General features: G+C 63.4%; 4 protein-coding genes. All 4 read left to right on the top strand.

Annotated features, from left to right (window positions below):
* Positions 1-501: 501 nt before the first annotated feature.
* The 4 genes from ACN0SD_RS17715 (at position 502) to ACN0SD_RS17700 (ending at position 21,279) form a co-directional block, all read left to right on the top strand.
* Positions 502-1,083, top strand: a complete 582-nt coding sequence (locus ACN0SD_RS17715; protein WP_417809546.1) for an invasion associated locus B family protein — start codon at positions 502-504, stop codon at positions 1,081-1,083.
* Positions 1,080-2,645, top strand: coding sequence for a ShlB/FhaC/HecB family hemolysin secretion/activation protein (locus ACN0SD_RS17710; protein WP_417809545.1), 1,566 nt, complete (start codon positions 1,080-1,082; stop codon positions 2,643-2,645). The genes ACN0SD_RS17715 and ACN0SD_RS17710 overlap by 4 nt, the downstream gene beginning before the upstream one ends.
* A gap of 14 nt (positions 2,646-2,659) precedes the next feature.
* A complete protein-coding gene (locus tag ACN0SD_RS17705) occupies positions 2,660-3,277 on the top strand; it encodes an invasion associated locus B family protein (RefSeq protein WP_417809544.1) in 618 nt (205 codons plus the stop codon).
* A 101-nt stretch (positions 3,278-3,378) separates the two neighbouring features.
* Positions 3,379-21,279 carry a leukotoxin LktA family filamentous adhesin gene (locus ACN0SD_RS17700; RefSeq protein WP_417809543.1) on the top strand — a complete coding sequence of 5,967 codons (17,901 nt, stop codon included), beginning with the start codon at positions 3,379-3,381 and terminating at the stop codon, positions 21,277-21,279.
* Positions 21,280-21,313: the final 34 nt, after the last annotated feature.

Below are 21,313 nucleotides of genomic sequence, written 5' to 3'. Positions count from 1 at the left end.
AGCGTCCATGATGAAACCGCCACACTGTTCCGCCCCCGCCGCCACAAGATGACCGCCTCCAAATATCGCCACACCCGGACAGCCGCATTTCGCCGTTGGATCGATTGTGCCGCTGCAATGACGGCTTGATCAAACCCTCACGGGCAAAAGTGCGGGCAAAGGAAATTAACCTGACAATACCTGATTGTGTGTTCATCCGAGATGCCTAAGAGTAAACGCGGTGGTTGGCAAATCTGGACGGTTAATGTGACAACACCAACGTGAGCCTAATGTTAGGTTTTCAACGCGAGAGTTTCGTTTTTTCGAAGCAACTTTAAGTTGCTGAACCAATATCCTACGATTTTGTCGATAAAGTTTTGTTGACAAGATGTCGCACCCTTTACTAAAGGTAAACCGTCTGAAGACGCACGGTGTCGGTCATCATCGTGGATATGCCGTAAATACGGTCCAGGCGTTTTGGCCATTTGGTTCAGACGAGAGCTGATTTCAAATGGGTGACGCATGGGTTTTCTATATCGATCAAAGCGATCTATTTTGTTTGAAGGATGTCGTTTTCCGGCGGCTTTTGCATTTCGTCGCAACGTCCTTTTTATTTTAAGATTTACGCTGCTTCTCTTCCTCGCTTTCAGCGCAAGCATCGCGATGGCAGAGGCCGCGCCGCAAAATTGGACCTTTCGCGATTGGAGCGTGAGCTGTCCGCAGGCTGCAGAGTCCTGCATCGCGGCGACAACAACCCTCGCGGCGGACCGGACCTGGCTCGCGACCCTTCGGCTGCAACCCGAAAATAATGGCGGTGCGCGATTGCAAGTGCTCTTGCCGCAGCAGATCCATATCGGCTCGGGCGTATTCGCAAGGCTTTCGGGAGGTTCCGAACAACGACTGCGGCTGATCCGCTGCGTGCCCGGTACTTGCGAGGCGCGCATTGACCTTCCGGGCGCCGAGCTTACCGCGTGGAAATCCGCGCGTGTCGTTCAGCTCACCTATCGACCTGCCCCCAACGCACCGCCGATTCATTTCGACGTGTCATTGATGGGGCTGACCAATGCCTTGGCGCAGGCTCGGGCCGAGGAGGCGCCAAAGTGAGGTCCCTGCTGCTGACGATATTCCTGGCCGGCGCGACACTCGCAGTGCCGCTGATACCCGCCCATGCCGAAGCGCGGGCGAAACAGACGGCCAATGCGGGCGCAGTCTCGGTGCAGACCTTTACGCTGTCGAAGATCGTCTTTGACCCGTCGAGCTATCTTACGCCCGAGCAGTTGCAAACGGTGGCCGATCAATATACGAGCCACCCGATCAGCTTCGACGATCTGACGACGATGATCAAAGAGATCAAGCGGCTCTATATCGTCGAAGGGGTGCCGACGGCAGAGCCCGTTTTGCCGCCGCAGGAGATCCGCAACGGCGTTCTGCATGTCGCGCTGGTCGAGGCCAAAGTCGAGTCGGTGCAGATCGAGGGCTTCCCGCGCACCAATCCGGCCTTCCTGCACGACCGGCTGTCACTGCCGCTCAACGAGAAACCGGATTTCGACGAGATTTCCCGCGAGCTGCGCGTTTTCGATCTGTCCTACGACATCCAGCCCTCGCTGAAATTCTCTCCGGGCACCGCGCCGGGCACGACCATTGCGACGATCTACGGCGAGTCACCCGAGCGCTTCGCCGCGACCCTGTCGGTCGACAACTATGGCCGCCCCGAGACGGGCCGTGCCCGCGCTTCGCTTTTCGTGCGTTGGTCGAGCGTGACGGGCGTGCGCGACGCGCTATCCTTCCAGGCGCAGAAATCGAAAGGGGCTTCGGCCTATTCGCTGGGATATTCGCGTCCGATCGGGCCGAAAGGCGGCGTCGTGACGGCGGCGATTAGCCGGTCGAACAGCGCGATCATCGGGGGAGAGTTCATCCCGGTCCAGATCACCTCGGATTCAACCGATTTTACCGTCAATTATCGCCAACCGTTCAAGATCGGGCCGGATCGTTATTTCACCTTCGAGGGGGGCTTCGATACCGGGCGCGACAAATCCAATGCGGGTTCGCTCGGGTTTTCGGACATCTCGCTGCGCGAGGTCTATGCGGTCGGGCGCTTCTACCGGCAATGGCCGAAAGCACGGTCGAGCATCGGGTTCGGGGTTCGGCTCGGGCGGGCGGATGCCAAGGGCACCTCTGAGACCGAGGGCACCTATCAGTTGATCTATGGCGATGCGAGCTTCAGCACGCCGCTGGGAAAAGCGCTGCAATTCGACGCGACTGCGAATTTCCAGATCGCGCCGGGGCAGAACCTGCCCGTGTCGCGCTTGATCACTGCGGGTGGCGTGGGCAGCGTGCGCGGCTATCCCAGCGAGGTGCGCGGCGGCGATTCAGGTGTGGTGCTTAATCTGCAAATATCCAAGCGCAAGCCGTTCTCGTTGATGAAGGGGCGCCTGAACGTGCGGCCCTTCGCTTTCGTGGATGCCGCCGCCGTCGTGCCCTATCGCGCGTCCGGGGGCTTTGATTCCAATCAGGATGTGCTGGCGTCCTTCGGGCTCGGCGCGACGACAGCTTTGAACCGGAAGGTCGCGCTGCTGACGAGCGTGGGCGTTCCGTTGAAAAAGACACTGGGCTTTAGCGATGTGGGCAAACCGACGGTCTATGTCGGGCTTGATTACAACTTCTGAGGAGACAAGAGAGAATGACCAAGATGAACGAGATGGCGGGGCTGGGAGCAAGGATTACGAAGGGGGCGGCGGTGGCCGTTTTCGCATTGGGCTGCCTTGCGCCCGCTGCTTTTGCCCAGACCTCCACGAAGGATGGCAAGATCAAACCGGTAGAAAAGCCCGCAGCGGTCCAAAGCGACGCGCCAGAGGATATCGCCAATAACACCGCCTTTGGCGACTGGGTCGTGTCCTGTCAGGCCGCGACAGTGAAGAAGACCGTGTGCCGCCTCGTTCAGGAGCAGCGGGTCAAGAATTCGAACCAGCTTCTCGCACGGTTCATCGCGATGCCGGCCAAGGACGGCGCGGTGTTGATCGCGCAGGTGCCGATGGGCGTCTACCTGCCCGGCGGCGCAGTTTACCGCTTTGAGGGCAAGGACGATCTTAAACAGCGCGACATGGTCTGGCAGACCTGCCTGAATGGCGTTTGCGAGGCGGCGGCACCGCTCTCGGCGGACGAGCTGAAGCGTTTCGATGAAAACAAGGCGATCCTGTTTGGCTACAAGCCGACTGCTGATGGCAAGCCGTTGGTTTTGCGCGTGGACGTCGAGCAGTTCAACAAGGCGCTTGAGGTGCTGAAAAAAGCGGAAGGCTGAGACGCAGCCTGACGACAATGCGGCCGCAGGGGGCGCCGAAAGCGGCGTAGGGCCGCTTCGATGATGGGGACATAGCGATGATGTATCGCCGGAATGACAAAATGAACGCCACCTTTCGCCGCGTGATCCGCAGGTTCGGGTGGTTGAGCAGCGTCTCTTCGGCGGCGATCTTCGCCGTGCTCCCCGCCTTCGCCGATGTTGTTGCGGATGGGAAGACCAGCACCAATGTCGCCACCAGCGGCAGCACCACGAACGTGACCGCCGGGACGATCCAGAATGGCACCGCGTTCAACACGTTCAGCCAGTTCAATGTGAACGCGGGGACCACGGTCAACGTCTATCAGCCGGTCAATACCGGCGCGCTGGTCAATATCGTGAACGGCGGACAGAGCACGATCGCCGGCACCCTGAATGCAGGCCTCGGTGCGCCCGGCGCTGCTCCGGTCGCGACGGGCAGCAACGTGTTCTTCGTGAACTCGGACGGGTTCGTGGTCAGTTCCACCGGCACGATCAACGCGGGCCAACTGACGCTGAGCGCCCCCACGCCGGGCTTCGTCAACGATCTGATGGACGAGGCGCAAGGCAATTTCACCGCGACCGTCGACACGCCCACCGCACAGCTTTTCGCGGGTGCAGAGCCATTGAGCGACAGCGGTCAGATCACCGTTGACGGGCAAATCAACGCCACCCGGCTTGCGCTGCGTTCGGGCGGTTTCGGCATGATGCTGAACGGGCGGATTAAAGTAGCGGATCCGACCTCCGCCGATCCGGTCTCGGTCGGTGTGAACACCGATGGCACGCCGCAGGCCGCCGGACTCGTCAGCCAGGGCGGGGTGATCCGGCTCGTGTCCAAGGGCGGGCTCGCGACCGGTGCGAGCAGTAACATCTCAGCCAAGCGCGGCACCAATCTCGTGGAGTCTCAAGGAGGTGGCGTCGTTCTGGGCCAAGCCGAGGGCGACGTGTCTGTGGACGGCAAGATCGACGTCTCCGGCAGCGGCACGCTGACGGGCGCGGGCGGCACGGTCTTTCTGTTTACCCAAGGCTCTGCGGTGATGGAGAGCGGCCTTGATGTGAAAGCGACCTCGGTGGCCGGCGATGGCGGTGCCTTTGTGCTGCGCGCGGGTGGCGTGACGGGGCCGTTGCAAGCGGCGCAGGGCGATGTGAGCGCGCAGGGCAGTTTCGACATGTCCACATCAAGCGCGACGGGCAAGGCAGGCTCGGTCTTTTTGCGCGGGCAGAATGTCTCGACCACCGGGCAGATCACGACCAAGGGCGGCGATCTGGTCTTTGCCGCGGACAAGAACGTCACGCTGAGCCACGATATTTCGACGCGGGCGGGCGATGCAGCCGATCCCGTCACGGGCACCCCTGGAGCGGGCACGGCGGGCTCGATCCTCGTGGCCGCGCAGGACATCAATGTTGATTCCGGCACCACCCTGCGCGCCGACAGCACGGCAGCCGATGGCGGCGGACTGATCCTGCTTTCGGCACGCTCGTTCAACACGGGCATCGCCTGGGCGATCAACCCTGACAGCGAAAGCGCCTCGATCACCATCGACAATGCTGATCTGAAATCGGGCTCGATTGTGGTGAACTCGGTCGCGACCGTCTCGAACACGCTGGGCAGCGACGATCAGAGTGTCGAAGAGCAGCAGGTCGACGATCTCGAAGGCGGCACCACCGAACAGCAGATGACCGATCAGATCAACAACGGTCTGACGGTGATGAACAACCTGATCCAGCAGGGTGCCACGACGATCAACAGCCTGATTCCGTTGCAGGTTCAGCTTCTTGATGCGCAGTCGCATGTGAAGATCACCAACAGCACGCTGACTGCGGATGGCAATTGGAAGAACAAGACGATCACGCCGACGGCTTTGTCGAGCGGCACCCCCTCGAACAATGGCCTGCTTGGCGCGACGGGGCTGCTGGAAGATAGCTACAGCTTCCTCTCGACGCCGCAGCTGAGTTTCAGCAGCAGTGCGCAGGATGTGGTCGACAACATTACCGGCAGTCTGATCGGTGGCGGCGCACCCTACAGCCTGACGGTGAAACTGCCCTCTGTCTGGGATCCGACGGGTGATGCGCTTGTCGTGCAATCCCATGCCCAGACCACCTATTCGATCTCGCCCAAGGCCTATGCGCTTGGGGTCGTGATGGCCAACAGCAATGTCGAAAGTCAGGTTCTGCTCGATGGCAGCTCTCTGACGACCAAGGCAGGCAATATGCGCCTCGCCAGCACGGCATCCGAAGATCACACGGTGTCGATTTCTGCAAGCAAGGTGAAGGATTATGCAGGCGCGCTCGTGGTCACCACGCGCGAACTGAAGAACCAGCTTCTGGTGAAGGGGGGGGCGCTGACCTCGGCCGGTGCGCTTGATGCGGGTGCCTTCACCGGCAAGTCGCACTCGATCACCACCGGCGCCAATGCCGGCACCGAAGGGCTTGGTGCCGTGGCGATCAGTGTCGATGTCTCGCAATCGACGACCGAGGCTGCGCTCGGCGGCACGATCAACACCGGCGGCGCACTCAACCTTGATGCAGAGACGCTGTTTTTCAACAAGGTCCATGCCACCACCGCGACGATGGGTGTGGCCAATCCAAGCAAGCTGATCGGCAAGAAACGCGCGGCGAACAACCCGATGGTGCAGGCGATCCCGGGCGCGCAGAGCCAGCTTCAGGGATCGCAGGTCGATCCGAACCGCGCCCCCCATATCGGCTTTGGCGTGGCGATTGACGTGCAGGTGGACACTGACAACACCTTTGCGACGATGGGCGGCGATTATCACGACTTCACAAATGGCGATGCGCTGACCGCGTTGGGGACGACCCATGTCACGGCGACCGGACAGCCCGTCTCGGTCAACTCGGCCTATCGCTTTGCGGGGCCGACCGAGGGCGGCAGTTCGCTGTCGCGTTCTGTCTCGGCGGCGTTCGGCAAGCTGAATTTCGCGGCGAAATACGCGCTCGACAAATATAACGCCACTCATACGGACCAGATCACCGAAGACGAGCTGATGGGGAAATATTCTCAGGCGCTGATGCTGACCGGTTCGGTTTCGGCGATGGGCGGCACGACACAGGCCGAGATTGGCAAGGACGCAACGGTGAACGCGGCGGCCGCGACCGTGCAATCAGTGACGCGTTTCCCCCATGCCGATCCGCTGGGTGATATCCGTGACAAGTGGGACCAGTTCACCGGCCAGATCACTGATTACACCGAACTGCCCAGCAACCCGAGCGACCCGACCCAACTGACTGCGCCCGACGCGCCCGGCCTGATCGACACAATCAATCCGCTGAACTTCATCACCACGGACGTGAAATCGAAGGCGTTGGCGCCGGTGCCGAAAGACGGCTCGCGCCCGGTCGTCCCCGAGGATCAGCAGAAGCTTGCAATCGGTATCACCGCCAACGTCTTCAACACCGATAACACGACCAATGCGGTGGTCCGCAACGGCGCGGTGCTGAACTTTTCGGGCGATCTCAATGTGCTGTCGAGCCAGGAGAGCCTGTTCCTCCATCTCGCCAATCTGCCCAAGTCGAACCCGCTCAAGGGCGATGCGGAAGGCGCGATCGGGGTCGGTATCAATATCGACCGGATCGGCAGCAAGGTTTCTTCGGTGATCGAGTCCGGCGCGACGGTGAATGCCGGAACCAATGCGGTCAATGTCGATGCCTATACCCGCAACATCGCGGGCATCCTCAGCTTCTCGGGCGGGCAGGGCACGAAAACGGCGGTCAATGCGACGGTCGCCACCAATATCGCCCATGCCGAAACCGTAGCGCGGATCGGCGACGATGCCTCGGTCACCGGCGGCGTGGTCTCGATCTCGGCGAAGGACGAATCCGTCGAATGGGCGGCTGCGGGCGCGATTTCGGCCTCGGAAAACGTGGGCGTCGGGGCCTCGGCGGGGCTGAACATCTCGGGCCGCAAGATCTGGGCCGGAATTGGTCCGGCGGATGAATCCTCCGCCCTGAGCGGTGCCGGGAAGACGGTCATCAAAGCCGACACGCTGACGATCACCGCCGAGAATGCGACGACCGATGTCGTGGTCGGCGTCGCGGGCTCGAAGGTGCAGGGCAAGCCGGCCCAGCAGGATGATCCGCAATCGAGTGGCGGCACGACCGACCCGAATGGCACGAACGAGGATGACATGATCATCCCGTCCTGGCTTTTCGCCGATGATGAGGACGAGGCGGTCAACCAGCAGCAAAACGTGCAGACCCCTGCCGATAGCGATGGCAACCAGCAGCAAAGCGGTTGGGCGGTTACCGGTGTGGCAACGCTCAACCTCTCGCTTGGCAATGAGACGGTCGCGGCGCTTAACACCGCAGGCAAGATCGAACTGGGCTCGACCCTGACCCAAACGGCGAAGAACACGGCGCTTCAGATCGCGGGCGGCGGGGCTGTCTCTGCGGGGCTGGGGCAGGCGCAGGATACCAACGCGCTGGCGGGGGCCTTCTCGGTGATGGTCGATACGCGCGAGCTGCGTTCTGAGGTCACGGGTGCCACGATCAATGCGGGCGGTGCGGTCACCATCGGTGCCGAGGATCACGCAACGGTGGTTAACGTGGCCGTGGGCGGTGCGGGCACCTCGCGCGGTGATATCGCGCTGGCGGGGTCGGTCGCAGTGGCTGTGCTTGACGGGGGCACCACGGCCACGGTGAAGGACGCGTCCATCACTTCGGATGCGTTGAGCGTGAACGCGACAGATGGCTCGACCACGGTTTCGGTTGGCGGCGCGGTCGGCATCAACATGGACAAGACCAAAGGATCGGGCGTCGGCGTCGGCATCGCTGTCAACACCGTAACCCGCAGCGCGGGTGCCTCGGTCACCGGCGCAAGCACCATCGACACCGGCGTCTTTGGCATCACCGCTGACAGTACGCAGTCGATCTACGGCTTTGGCGTCTCGGCAGGCTCGGGCAAGACCGGCATCGCGGGGTCGGTCTCGGTGAACAACATCACCGGCGGAGCGCGTGCCGATGTGACTGGAAATGGCGCGGGTGCCGACCGGATGGGCATCTCGGCCAGCTCGATCAATGTCGGCGTCACCGAGGCCAACACGATCTTCTCGCTCGGCGGCGCGCTGGCCAATGGCGACAATGCCGTGGGCGGGGCCGCGACGGTGAATGTCATCACCTCGACTTCCGGCGCGACGCTGACCGATGCGCTTGTGACCGGGCAGGGCGGAACCGGCGGCACTGGCGCGATCACGATGGGCGCGACCGGGTCAAGCACGATTTCCTCGATCGCCGTGGCTGGCGCGGTGGCCCAGAAGCAGACCGCAGCGGGCGTGGGCCTTTCGGCTAATAACATTTCGGCCAAGCTGGAAGTGTCGGCGGCTGGCACCGAGGCGCTGGATGCGGAGAGTATCGCGCTGACGGCAACGAATTCTCGTGAAATAAACAGCTTGGGTGGTGGCGCTGCGGCGTCGAACGGCAGCGCAGGCGGCTTTGCTGGCACGCTGAACCTGCTGAGCGCGAACACCACGAGCATCAATCTCGCCGATGCGAACCTGAGCACAACGGGCACGGGCGAGATCTCGGCGACGGCGACGGCGACCGGCACGATCCGTTCGGCTGCGGTGGCGCTGAGCGCCTCGCGCGACACCTCGCTAGGGGGCGCGGTGACGGTGAACGTCTCGACCGCGACGACGCAGGTTTCGGCGGTCGATGCGGTGCTGAACGCTGGCGGTGCGCTGAGCCTGAACGCCGATGATACCGGCACCATTGCGAGCCTCGCCGGGGCCGCTGCGCTGAGCGCGGGCGGAACCGGTGTCGGTGGCGCGGTCTCGGCCAATTTCATCGCGCATGACACGGGCGTTCTTACCCACGGCGCGGATATGACCGGCGAGGGTGTGACGCTGGGTGCCACGAACGGCTCGACCATTACCAGCGGGGCCGTCGGTCTTGCAGGTGGTGGCACGAACGCAGTGGGCGGCTCGATCGCAATTGGCGATATCGGTAACACCACGGCGGTCGATGCGACAAATGCAAAGATCGATGGCGGCAGTGGCGCGATTGCGCTGTCGGCCACGCGCAGCGGGCAGATCTCGATCCTGTCGGGCGCGGCGGCGGCAGGGGGCAGCAATGCGGTTGGCGTGGCGCTGACCGTGGCCTCGATCCATGGTGGCACCACCGCAGACCTGATCACCGGCGATGCGGTGAGCGGGTCTTCTCTGAGCGTCACGGCGGACGATACCGCCGGGATTGACGCCATCGCGGTTTCGGGCGCGGCATCGGGCGAGGTGAGCGTTGCGGGTTCGGTGGTCTATACCCAGATCGGTCAGCCGGGCGTGAACGGCCCGAGCGTTGCCCCGCTGCCGGGGCCGAGCAGCGAAGACCCGGTAGGCGGTGCGCAAACCGAAGTCTCGGATCGGCGCGATGCGGCGGTGGCCGGTCTGGTTTCCAGCATGAGCGCCACGACGCAGGCCCCTGATTTCGACGCCAGCCAACTGGCGCTGACGCTTGATGCGGATGCGGTGACCCGTGCGCGAGTGGAACTTTCGGGTGCGACGCCCGCGCTGCCTGCCAGCACGATCACGTCGAGCTCGACCGGCACGATCCGTTCGCTCGCGGGCGCGGTCGCGATTGGCGGCTCGGGCGCGGGCGTCGGGGCGGGGATCGGCGTCAACCTGCTTTTCGCCAAGACCGAGGCCGAACTTGTCCTGCCCACGGGGGCGGAAACTCAGGCACCAAGCATTTCGGTTGGCGCGACCCAGACCGGCACGATCGAGACGGCGGCCGTTTCGGGGGGCTTCTCGGGCGGCGTCGGTGGCGCGGGCTCGATCCTCGTGAACGTGATGAACCGGCAGGCCGACGCGCATATCCGCGGCAATGGCGGCGCCGGCACGCGCGCGGCGCTGCGCACCGATCGCGGCGATGTGTCTGTTACCACGACCCAGACCGGCACGATCAAGGCGCTGGCGGGCTCGGCCGGGATCGGCGGGCAGGCGGGCGCAGGCGGCGCGATCGTCGTCAACGTGATGTCGGACGATACCGAGGCGGCGGTCGAAGACGCGGCGATCCTCGCGCGCAACCTTGATGAAAGCGCGACGGCGAACGGTCCGCTGTTGCTGGCGGGCACGCTGACCATCGGCGCCGATCAGGACATGACGCTCGAAGCGCTTTCGGCAGCGGTTGGCGGTGGCGGCTCGGGCGCCTTCGCGGGCAGCTTCGCGGTTAACGTCGCCAATGGCGATGTCTTCGCGGGTCTGCGCCGGTCGGAAGCGCAGGTCGCAACGCTCGCGCTTACCGCCCATTCGACCCCCTCGCTGACCGCCAATGCGGGTTCGATTAGCGGCTCGGGCGGGGCCTCGGTCGGGCTTGGTATCGCGATCAACAATTCTGCGCAGACAGTGCGCGCCGATATCACTTCGAGCACGCTGCGTGCGGGACACAACGCTTCGCTTGGCGCCTATCAGACGACGACTTTCCATGGCAACGCGATCTCGGGCGCAGGCGGCACCGTTGGCGTGACCGGCTCGGGTGTGAACAACACCGCAGCGAACACCGTCGAGGCGGTGGTGCAGGGTAGGCCGATCTCGCTCGTCGATCCGATTAGCGGTCTGGCCGAGCCGACGCGCTACGGTTCCGACATCGCGACGCGCGGCTCGCTGCTGATCGACGCGCAATCGACGACCTCGATCACGCTGCTGGGTGGCTCGGACGTGAGCAAACCCGCCGATTCTACCGATGCGCGCAACGAGGCACCCGATGTGAACCTGTCGATTTCGGGCGGGGCGACAGCGGGTGTCGGCGTCTCGGCCTCGGTCAACACGATCAAGAACCGGGTGAAGGCGCGGATCCTTGACGATGCGCGTGTGGTCGCGCTGGGGCAGCAGGCGATCGACTGGAGCGATGTCGACAGCGTCGCGCAGTCGAGCACCGGACTTGCGATGAACGCACAGGCGCGCAGTGGCATCGCGATGCTGACCGCGAACGGATCGGTGGGGGGCGTCGCCGGTGTCAGTGCGCTCTTCGGGATGAACCTGATCGACGACGAGGCGCTGGTGCAGCTTGGCTCAGCGCAGGGCAGCGATCTGGTGCGGCTCAATCCGCGCTACGACATTGATTTCATAGATGATATCGGCAGCAACACGGCGGCGAGCGCGCAGGATGTGACGCTCAATGCCGACACGGAGAACGATTCCGCGCTTTATACGGTGAATGTCGCGATCGGTGGGGCTGCCGGTGTTGGCGCGAGCGCGGGCACGACCGTCGTCACGTCCTCGGCAAAGGTCGAGACCTATGACGCGCAGCTCGCAGCGGCGCGCGATATTGCCGCCAACGCGACCAGCAAATCGACCCTGACGAGCTTTGTCGCGGGGATCGGTGGCGGCTTTGTCGGGGTCACCGGAAATGCCAATGTGAACGTGCTCAATTCGACCGCAGAGATCGGCATCAACGGTGGCTCTTTCGATGTGGGCCGTGATCTGAGCCTGAACACGCTGATCGACAACGATCTCTATTCGATGACTGGCGGGGGGTCGGGCGGCGTGGCTGCTGTCGGTGGCGCGATTCAGGTCACTGTGGCCAACAGCACATCGAAAGTCTCGGTCGGCGCGGGCCGTGGGGGCGATTTCGCACGGCTGGATGCGGGCAACGATCTGAGTGCCAAGGCGGATACGCAGCTTCTGCAAAAGGGCTATGCCGGAGCAGGCGCTGTCGGCGGTGTGGGAGTCGCGCTCTCGGCCAATCTCGTGGTGGATCGCGCGACGACGGAAGTGTCCGTCAGCGACAATCAGGAATTGACCGCAGGCGGTAAACTAAGCCTGAGCGCGCATGAAACGGCCGATCTGACAGGTGTTGCGGGCTCCATCGGTGGCGGCGCTCTCGGCGTGGGGGCGAGCCTCGATTTTGCGAGCCTTCAGGGCACGACCAAGGTCAGCGTTGGCGATGGCGCGGTGCTGAAGGCCAATGATGCGCCCAATGGCGCGCGTGGCATCGGGCGTGACGGGATCACGCTGTCGGCAACCTCCGAGCGGACGCTGGATTCGACCGTGGTTTCGGTTGGCGCAGGTGCGGTCGCGGTGGGGGCCGCAATTTCGGTGGCCGATCTGGGCGGAGCGGCCGATGACGAGAGCGGCAATCTTTCGAATGCGATGGCGTCTATCAACGATGAACTGTCAAGCGATCAGAGCGGCAGCGGCGGGCTGGATCCGAATGCGACCGAGCAGGATCGTCAGAATACCGGAGGGTCGATCATCGGGTTTGCCGGTGCCAGTGATACGCAAAGCCAGATCGTCACCGCGCGTCAGGGTCTGAACCCGGATGCGACGGGCAGCGATCAGGTCGGTGTCGAGATCGGCTCCGCGACTTTGCTGACCAATGGCGATCTGTCGCTGACGAGCCATGCCAAGACCGATCTGTTGCAAGTGGCAGGGGCTGGGGCTGGCTCGATCTTCGGCGGCGCGTCGAGCGGGATCGTGGTGTCCAACGTTTCCACCGGCGCGGCGGTGACGCTGCAAGATGGCGCGACGCTCAGCGCGGGCGGTGCGGTGACGTTGGGAGCCAAGACCTATGGCGGCGATGATGGCAATGTGATCGACGCCTCGGCCTCGACCGTCGCGGCCTCGGGTGGCTACACGGGTGGCGCGGGCGTGACCGTGGCCACGCTCAATGCCGGCGCGTCGGTGCAGATGGGCGCGGGTGTCTCGGTCTCGGGCTACAGTATCGGGATCAATGCCGACCGCACGGGCGAGGTGAAGGCCGTCACGACGAATATCACCGGTGGGCTTGCGGGCGCGGTCGGTGTCGCGGTCTCTAGCGCCAAGAGCGAAGGGACCAGCGCGATCACCATCGGCCGTGCGGGCGCGAGCGTGAACACGCTGAAAAGCAGCGCGGGAAAAATCTCGCTCGAGACCTCTGATGGCACCTCGGCCCATGCCGAGGGGTCTGGCAGCTCCGGCGGGATCGTCGGATCGGGGAACTCCGTCGTCGTAACGGGGACCAATGCGGGCAATAGCGCGGTTAGCGTGCTGCGAACGACGGTTAACGCGGGCGGTGATTTCGATCTGCAGAACACCAATGGCGGCGCGGCCTATGCCGAGGCGCATGGCATATCGGTCGCGGCGGGTGTCGCGATCGGGGCCGGGGTTGCGACCTCGCGCGCCGATATGAACGTCACCACCGTGTTCGGCGCCGATGTCACCGCGAACGACATCACGATCAACAGCGAGATCGAGCGTACTTCTGATCGGGTGACGAGCAAGGCAAAGGCACAATCGACCTCGGGTGGCCTGCTGAGCGGCAACGGGGCCGCGGCCTACGCCTATTCTAGCTACGGCATCACCTCGACGCTGAGCGGTAACCTCATCGCTACCAACACGATCGCGCTGAGCGCGGATGCAAGCGCGGTGAAGGTGGACAGTTTCGCGACCGGGCGCAGCGGTGGTGCGGTGGCGGTCGGTCTGACGCTGGCCTTCGCCGGTCAGGACGCGGCCAATGGCGACAGCGGCGATGTGACTTCCTCGATCAATAATGCGGTCCTGAAGGGAAAAGTGATCACTTTGGGGGCGGGCAATGCGCCCGATATCAGCGCAAGCGCGGATTCCGGCTCGGGCGGTCTCGTTTCCGGCTCGGGTGCGGAAGTCCATGTCACCACCGATACGACATCGACCTTTGATATCGGCACGAGCGGGACGACGGTTTTCACCGCCACCGACCGGCTTCAGATCACCTCGGCACAAAACGCCACCTTCGCCGGCTCTGTCGATACGGTGAGCGCGGCCGCCGTGGGCTATTCGGGGGCGCTGAGCCGCAACACGATTGGCGCCGCGACAGCATTGACGTTGGGCGGCAATACAACGATTGCCGCGCGCAATATCGAGATCGGTGCGGATACCACCTTCAAGCGTCCTGACAATGGCTACAACCTCGTTTCGGGTTCGGGCGGTGCGATCGACGTCGCCGCGATGCGTAGCTTCGTGACCGTGAACGCGTCCACCGATCTGAACATCAATGACGGCGCGATGCTGCTTCAGACCGGCGTCGCCGATGGCGGGCAGACCTTCGATCTGGGTGCCTCGACGAACATGGTCTTTTTCGACCGGCTCAAGCTCGATTCTGGCGGCGCCATCGCCAGCCCGAACGGCAACAGCACGGTCGATATCCAGACCAACACAGCCCATGTCACGATCGGGAGCGCGAAGCTGCTCGCGATGGACGATCTCGACGTCTATGCCGGGGGCGATGCGAATATCAAATCTGAGGTCGACACCACCTCTTACGGTCTGTCGGGGGCGGCCTCGGGCAATACTGTCGCGACCTATAATGCCGACAACAAGATCAGCCTGACCTCGGGTGCCGATCTGCAATCCTTCACCGATATCGGTCTGCGCGCGGGCTATACCTCGAAAGGGGCGCAACAGGTCGCTGTGAATGCCGAAACACGCGTATTCAACAAGACCGCCTTCCCGATTAACGGCACGCCTGGTGCGGATGCGACCGCGAACACGAACCAGCGCGTCAGTGTCGGTACCGGCGCCAGCGTCGCCGCCGTGCATGACGTCTATGTCTTCGCCGAGCGCGGGGGCGGAGAGGTGCTGGGATATGGTCGCGGCAAGGACCTCTATCGCGAAGTCGCCGCCGAGATTGGTTCGGCGCTGAGCGAGGCCTTCGGAGGCGATCCGGTCAGCCTCGACATCGAAAGCGGCACCTCGACCGACAAGGGCGAGAACATGATCGTGGTGAACGGTTATGTCCGCGCGGGCTCGCGCAACAAGCAGATCCTGATCCTCGACGCGAACAACCATCTCGACAACGGGTCGGAGAGCTACACCAACTCGCAGGGCCAGACGGTCAACTACAGCAACGAGGACGCCAACGGGATCCTGAACGACCCGAGCAATGCCGATCCCGAGATTCAGGCGATGATCACGCAGGGCACCGTGCAGAACGAGCTGGCCTCGCGCATCGCAGACCTTCAGGCGAAAATTGCCGATCCGATCCTGAGCAAGGACACGCAGGCGGTCACCGCTTGGCAAGCCGAGATCGACGCGCTGGCAAGCCGTCTCGACACCTCCACCACCGGCACGGTCGATTTCATCAACCTGCCCGATATCCGCGCCTCCGGCGGCAGTATCTACATGCGGGCCGACACGGTTCAGGGCAGCTCGACCGGCACGCTTGATGCGCCGGGCAACGCGCAGATCGTCGTGCATGTGTATTCCGACGCCTATGTGAATGCCGGCAGCATGGATATCCCATCCTCTGACGGTGGCCGAATCTACTTCAACGATGTCGCGGTGAATACGCCCGCCGACGTCCAGAAGCTCGCCAATCCCAAGGGTGCCCCGATCGACTACAAGATGATCTCGGGCAATGACGCGGGTGAATCCAAGATCGAGCTGGTCACCTATGGCAACGGTTCGATCACCCTGAACGGCGCGCTCACCAATCTGGGCGGCAGCGTTCTGGTCAACTCGAATTTCGGCGATCTCGACGTGCGCGCCGATATCTCGGCCAAGACGATCAACCTGAGCGCCGGCGGCAACTTTACTCAGGGCTATACGCCCGGGCTGCGCAACGAGGGCGGCGAGCCGCGCTCGATCTATGCTGGCTATTTCAACCAGGTCGACAACGTCGTGCGGAACTATCTGGCGGCGGGCTTCGATGTCACCGGCTATGACGGCGGCTCGATGACGGCCAGTTACGGTTCATTCAGCTTTTCCACGCCCTCGGTCCCGACCTTCACGATCGAGCCGCGTCAGAGTTCGATCACGGCGGGCGCCAATGTCTACATCACCGCCGACCAGCTCAATATCAACGGGCTGATCCAGGCGGGTGTGGGCAGCTATGACGTCACCATTGACGACGGGCTTCTGACCGATCTGTCGAACTTCTCCACGACCCAGCCGACGGTTCTGTTCAATCCGTCCGAGCCGGTGAACTCCAATATCGTGCGCAAGCCCTATGTCACTGCCAACGATGTTTGGATCAAATACGATCCGACTGCGACCAATGCCGAGGGCGTGCAGACCGGCGCGATCACGATTTCCCCGATGGTCGTCAAGGGCGGCACGGTGGAGATCACCGGGCAGATCCTCTCGACCGGCGCGGGCCGCATCGAGTCGCTCGACGGGTTCGGCAATATCAACGTCACCAACGACACCTCGATACCTGTGGTGTTCGACCGCGTCGATACCGGCGAGGCGGGCGCGAACGGGCAAGGGCTCGAAGGTCTGGTGCGGATCTCTGATACCGACCCGCTCAAGGCGGTGGGGGGCAAGCCGCTCATCACCGAATACCGCCGTATTGGTCAGACGCTCGAGGTTTATGACAACTCGTCGACCTACGACTCCGTCACCAAGACCTATGGCACCGGAACTGATGCAGTTTCGGTCACGCGCATCGTGCCGACGACGCTGAAGACCTCCAGCACTGTCGATAGCGGGCGCGCAGCCAGTTACCAGCCGGTTCTGAATCGCGATATGGTGCTGCTGCAATCTGAAATCATCACGCAGGTCACGAACTACTCCCAGAAGACCTTCTATTTCTGGGCGCCGCTGGCAAATGAAGTTCAAAGCAAGTCCGACCCGGCGAAGGTGACCAAGCTCGACCCGACCGTGGCGTTCGGTGCGAACGGCGCCTATGTGACCTCCGAGAATACCTCAATCAACGGGGGCGATTACAGCTACGGTTTCACCGGCGAGCGCACGAGCTACAGCAACGCCAAGGGCACCGTCACGACCGATGACAAGCGGTTCTTGGGAATCGGAGACGTCTATAAGTCCTGGTCCGAAACCTCGACGGCGAATGTCCTCTATACGCATCGCCTACGGGCCGATTACCCGATTGATATCGTCTTCAGCGGCGCCGATGCCGGCGCGCTGAACATCACCTCGGGCGGCGACGTAATTTTCAAGAAGACGGTCTCGAACCTTGTTGGCGATACCAATATCACCTCCAATAACGGCTCGATCGTGACTGCGAGTCCGCAGATCACCGCGACGCTTGCCAATCTCGACATCAATGCCGAGAACGGCCGGATCGGCGGCATCTCGGGCGCATTCCGCGTTGATCAGTCGGAAGGCTCGCGCCTGACGGCGGTGGGTGGCAGCGCGGTCAATATCCGCGAGATGTCGGGCTCGATGACCATCGCCAATGTCGAGGCGAAAGATCGTCCGGCCAATTCGGATGCGCCGATCACCGGCACGGTGACGCTGTTTGCCGATGGCGATATCAAGATGGCCGATCCTAACACGGGCGTGGTCACCGCGACCTCGATTGACATGACCTCGCTGAACGGCAGTATCGGCAGCTACGATGGGACGACCTTCGCTCCGGTCTGGGTGTCGCTGAGTGGCGGTGTGCTTGATGCGATGGCGAACAAGGGTGTTGTGATCGGCGCGCGTCAGGGCGATCTGCCGATCCATAGCGTGACCGCGCAGACCGGTTCGGTCACGCTGGCCGCAGTCGACGGCTCGATCCTCGACCGCAACGATGTCGAAGTTCGCGATATCCGCTCCGAAAGCGAGCTTGCGAAGCTCTGGACACAGGATATGGGCCTCGACGATGCGGTGGCACAAAGCGACCGCGCCCAGCAGCAGCTCGATGCGCTGGCCGCGAGCCGTGAGCATGACTACCGGGCCTATTGGAGGACGCGCACCGATGCTGGGGGCGGTTCGATCAGCTATACGATGGATGCCTCCGATCAGGCGGCCCTGCTTAACGGCGGCTGGACGCAGGCGCAGCTCGACGATTATATCTCGCAGCAGCAAGGTCTCTATGCCGAGTGGAACAACGAGACCGCCGAGCAGACCATCTTCAGCTACACGCCGACGGCGGATGATCAGGCGAAACTTCTCGACGGGATCGGCTGGACCACGGATGAGCTTAATCACTGGATTCGAGCGGGCCTGATCAAGGGGACCGGGGACACCAACACCCGGATCGAAACCCCAAATATCAACGCCTACAAGGATATCAACCTGCTGGCCTCGGGTACGATCGGCGAGATGCTCGATCCCTATACGGTCGGTGCTGGCAACGATCTGACGCAGGATCTGCTGGTTCTGTCGCAGGCCGAGCCGTCCGATCTGACTTTCACCACCAATGGCAAGGTCGTCGTGCGCCGGGCCGAGGATCTGAATTTCGCCTTCACGGGGCTCGATACGACTGGCGCGCCGGTCGGCACTCTGAACGCCTTCGCGCTCGGGACGGATGTGTTCCTTGGCGCTGAAACCCCCGCAGCGATCCAGGAGGTCAGCGCGGCGCGCGACGTCACGATCAAACTTGACGGGATGATGTCGGACGCTCATTCGGGCAATCCAGCGGTGACCGGTCGGATCATCGTGCTCGAGAGCGGCAACGACGCCCCAATCGCGACCGAAACCAACCCTCTCACCTTGCAGGTGCTCTCCGGTGGCATGGTGACCGCACGCTCCGGCGTCGAGGTGAATATTGCGGCGACCGGCGCTTTGCCGCTGGCCGAGGCCTATGCGCCTGGCCCGGTGCGGATCAGCGCGACCGGTGCGATCACCGATGCGCTGGCCACAGGGGCGGTGCGGATCAGCGCGGGCAGTCTGGAGCTGACCGGCAGCTCGATCGGCACCAGCACGGTTGCACTGCCCTTCACGCTGACCGATACGGCGAATGGCGGCGCGCTTGACATGACGACCACCACTGGCGACGCCTGGTTGAGTGCGACCGGCGATCTGCCGATTGCCTCGGCCCAGATCGCGGGCGGCGGCAAGATCACGACCGACGGGCTGATGTCCTTCACCGGCAGCGATACGCTTGGCTTCGGCACGGGTTCGGCGCTGGAGCTTGCGACCTCACTTGGCCTCGATACCTCCGCGTCGAGCGGCACGGATGCGACGGGTGGCACGCTCTCGATAGTCACCGGCGGCTCGGTCGGCAGCGCAACCAAGCGCTTCGAGACCGCGCTCGGCACGTTCAACTATGCCGCGACCGGTACCGATCCGACGCCGCTGTGGATGCATGAGGCCGATTATCTGACCATCGCATCGCTGACCCAGTTGGTCGTGGGTTCGCCCACCGATATCACCTTGGGCGGGGCGCTCACCATCGGCACGATCACCTCGCCGGACGAGGTGCGCCTTGATGCGGCTTCCTTTACGCAAGGCCGGATTGTGGCCGGCCGTACCAAGCTCACGGCGAGCGGCACGATCGGGAGCGTCACGCCCCTGAGCCTGACCACGGGCAGCCTCTATGCCTCGACCGTCGATGGCGATATCCGTCTCGCGCTGAGCGACCGCGCGACCGATCTTGAGCAGGTCACTGCGGGCGGCACGGGGGCGATCGCGCTGACCTCTGACAATGCGCCGCTGACGCTGCTGACCGGTCCGGGGATCACCACGCAGGGCGGGGAGATCGGTCTGGATGTGACGAGCCTCGTCGCGAATGCCGATATTCTCAGTCGCAATGGGGCGATCTCGATCCAGTCCGCAGGGCTGCTGCAACAGGGGGCGGACACGTCGATCGACGCCGGCACCGGCACGATCACTCTCGACGTGGCGGGCGACATGATCGCCTCACATGTGGTGACGCAAAGCACCGCTGACCCGGCGTTGACCGTCGAGGTCAAGGGCGCACTGTCGACCGCTTCGGGCCAGAGCGGCACCGTGTTCGAAGCGAACGCGGTGGGGGCGGGAACGGTCCTGAACCTCGGGTCGATGACGCCGACCGGACCGAACGGTCTGCCCGTGGCCTTCGATCACGTCACCGCACAGGTCGCCAATGGAGCGATGCATCTCAACGAGCGCGATGCGATCCGGCTGGATCTGCTTCAGACGAATAGCGGCCTGATCGACCTCTATGCCGGCGGCCCGATCACGGTGCGCGATATCGCGGCCGGTGGTGCCTCGCCGATCGTGATCTCGGCCGGGCAGGGCGATATCCGCTCGGACGACGCGACGCTTGCGGGCGGCGACGTGCGGCTCTTCGCATTCAATGGCGCGATCACCGGCGAGACGGCACCGACCTTCATGGGCGACATCTCCGACGGCGCGACGGGCCATTTCTACGCCAATGGTGACGTCAACTATACGGAGACGACGGGCGATTTGCGTGCGGGCTTCGCGCTCTCGCAGACCGGGGCGCTGCATCTCGATACGGTGAATGGTCAGATGACGCTCGGCGTGCTGGGTGCGCGCACCGATCTGGCGCTGGCCGCAGATGATGCACTGCGCGTGACGATCCTTGGCGGTGCGACGGTTGATCTGGCCGACGAGCAGGCGATGCAGCTGATCCATCCCGAACTCTACGGTCAGCGCGAGGCGCAATCGCCCAACAATGCCGATCTGCGGGCGCGCAATGCGGGTTCGACCCTATATGCGGGGCTCCTGAATGTGCGTGACACGCTCGGGCTGCATGCCGACACGATCGACGCCTATCTCTATGACATCACGCCCGCAGATGCGCTTGCGCTGACGCTTGATGGGCATAATGACGGCATGGCGGCGCAGGTCAATGTGAACTCGATCGGCGACGGCCCGGTGCTGTTCATCCCGCAATCGCAGTATTTCGACGATGTGCGCGGGCGTCTGGGTGGCCGTGACCGGGCGCGTGGCACGCTCAATCTCGTGCGCGGGCGGATCACGACGGGTTCCGTGAGCCATGCAGGGCCGGTGCTCAACGGCTATGACGTGGTGATCGGTGGCGATGTCTGGTTCTACCAGCAGGGCTTCTCGGTGCTGGCGCAGGCGGTCTATGACAAGCTCTCGACCGTGGCGGATGCGCAGACGCTGGCGATCAACGCGGGCAAATACAGCTTTAGCCAATATGACCGGATCGAGCTCGATGTGACCGAGGGGCTGGTGCTGAACCGCCGTCTCGCAGGCACAGGGATCAATGGCGGTCAGGGCTTTGGCTTCAATGTCGGCGTCGAGACCGACCTGCTGGGCTTCCCCTTCACCACCTCGGGCGCGCGTGCAGGCGTCACCCGTCCGGGGGCGATCATGCGCCTGCCGAGCACGCAGCCCGAGAAGGAAGAGCCGCGCGTGACCTGGGTCGTCACCTCCGCAGAGTAAGGTGTTTCCTTTTGAAGCCAATGGGGGGGGGCTG

Origin of the sequence: Thioclava sp. (genome assembly GCF_048263065.1) — a bacterium.
In the GTDB taxonomy this organism is placed as follows: Bacteria; Pseudomonadota; Alphaproteobacteria; order Rhodobacterales; family Rhodobacteraceae; genus Thioclava.
This window is presented reverse-complemented; position numbering and strand designations above follow the sequence as displayed.

Bases quoted from the DNA above. Each gene is read 5' to 3' on its own strand.
- ACN0SD_RS17715 (WP_417809546.1), top strand. From the start codon at position 502: ATGGGTTTTCTATATCGATCAAAGCGATCTATTTTGTTTGAAGGATGT.
- ACN0SD_RS17705 (WP_417809544.1), top strand. From the start codon at position 2,660: ATGACCAAGATGAACGAGATGGCGGGGCTGGGAGCAAGGATTACGAAG.
- ACN0SD_RS17700 (WP_417809543.1), top strand. From the start codon at position 3,379: ATGAACGCCACCTTTCGCCGCGTGATCCGCAGGTTCGGGTGGTTGAGC.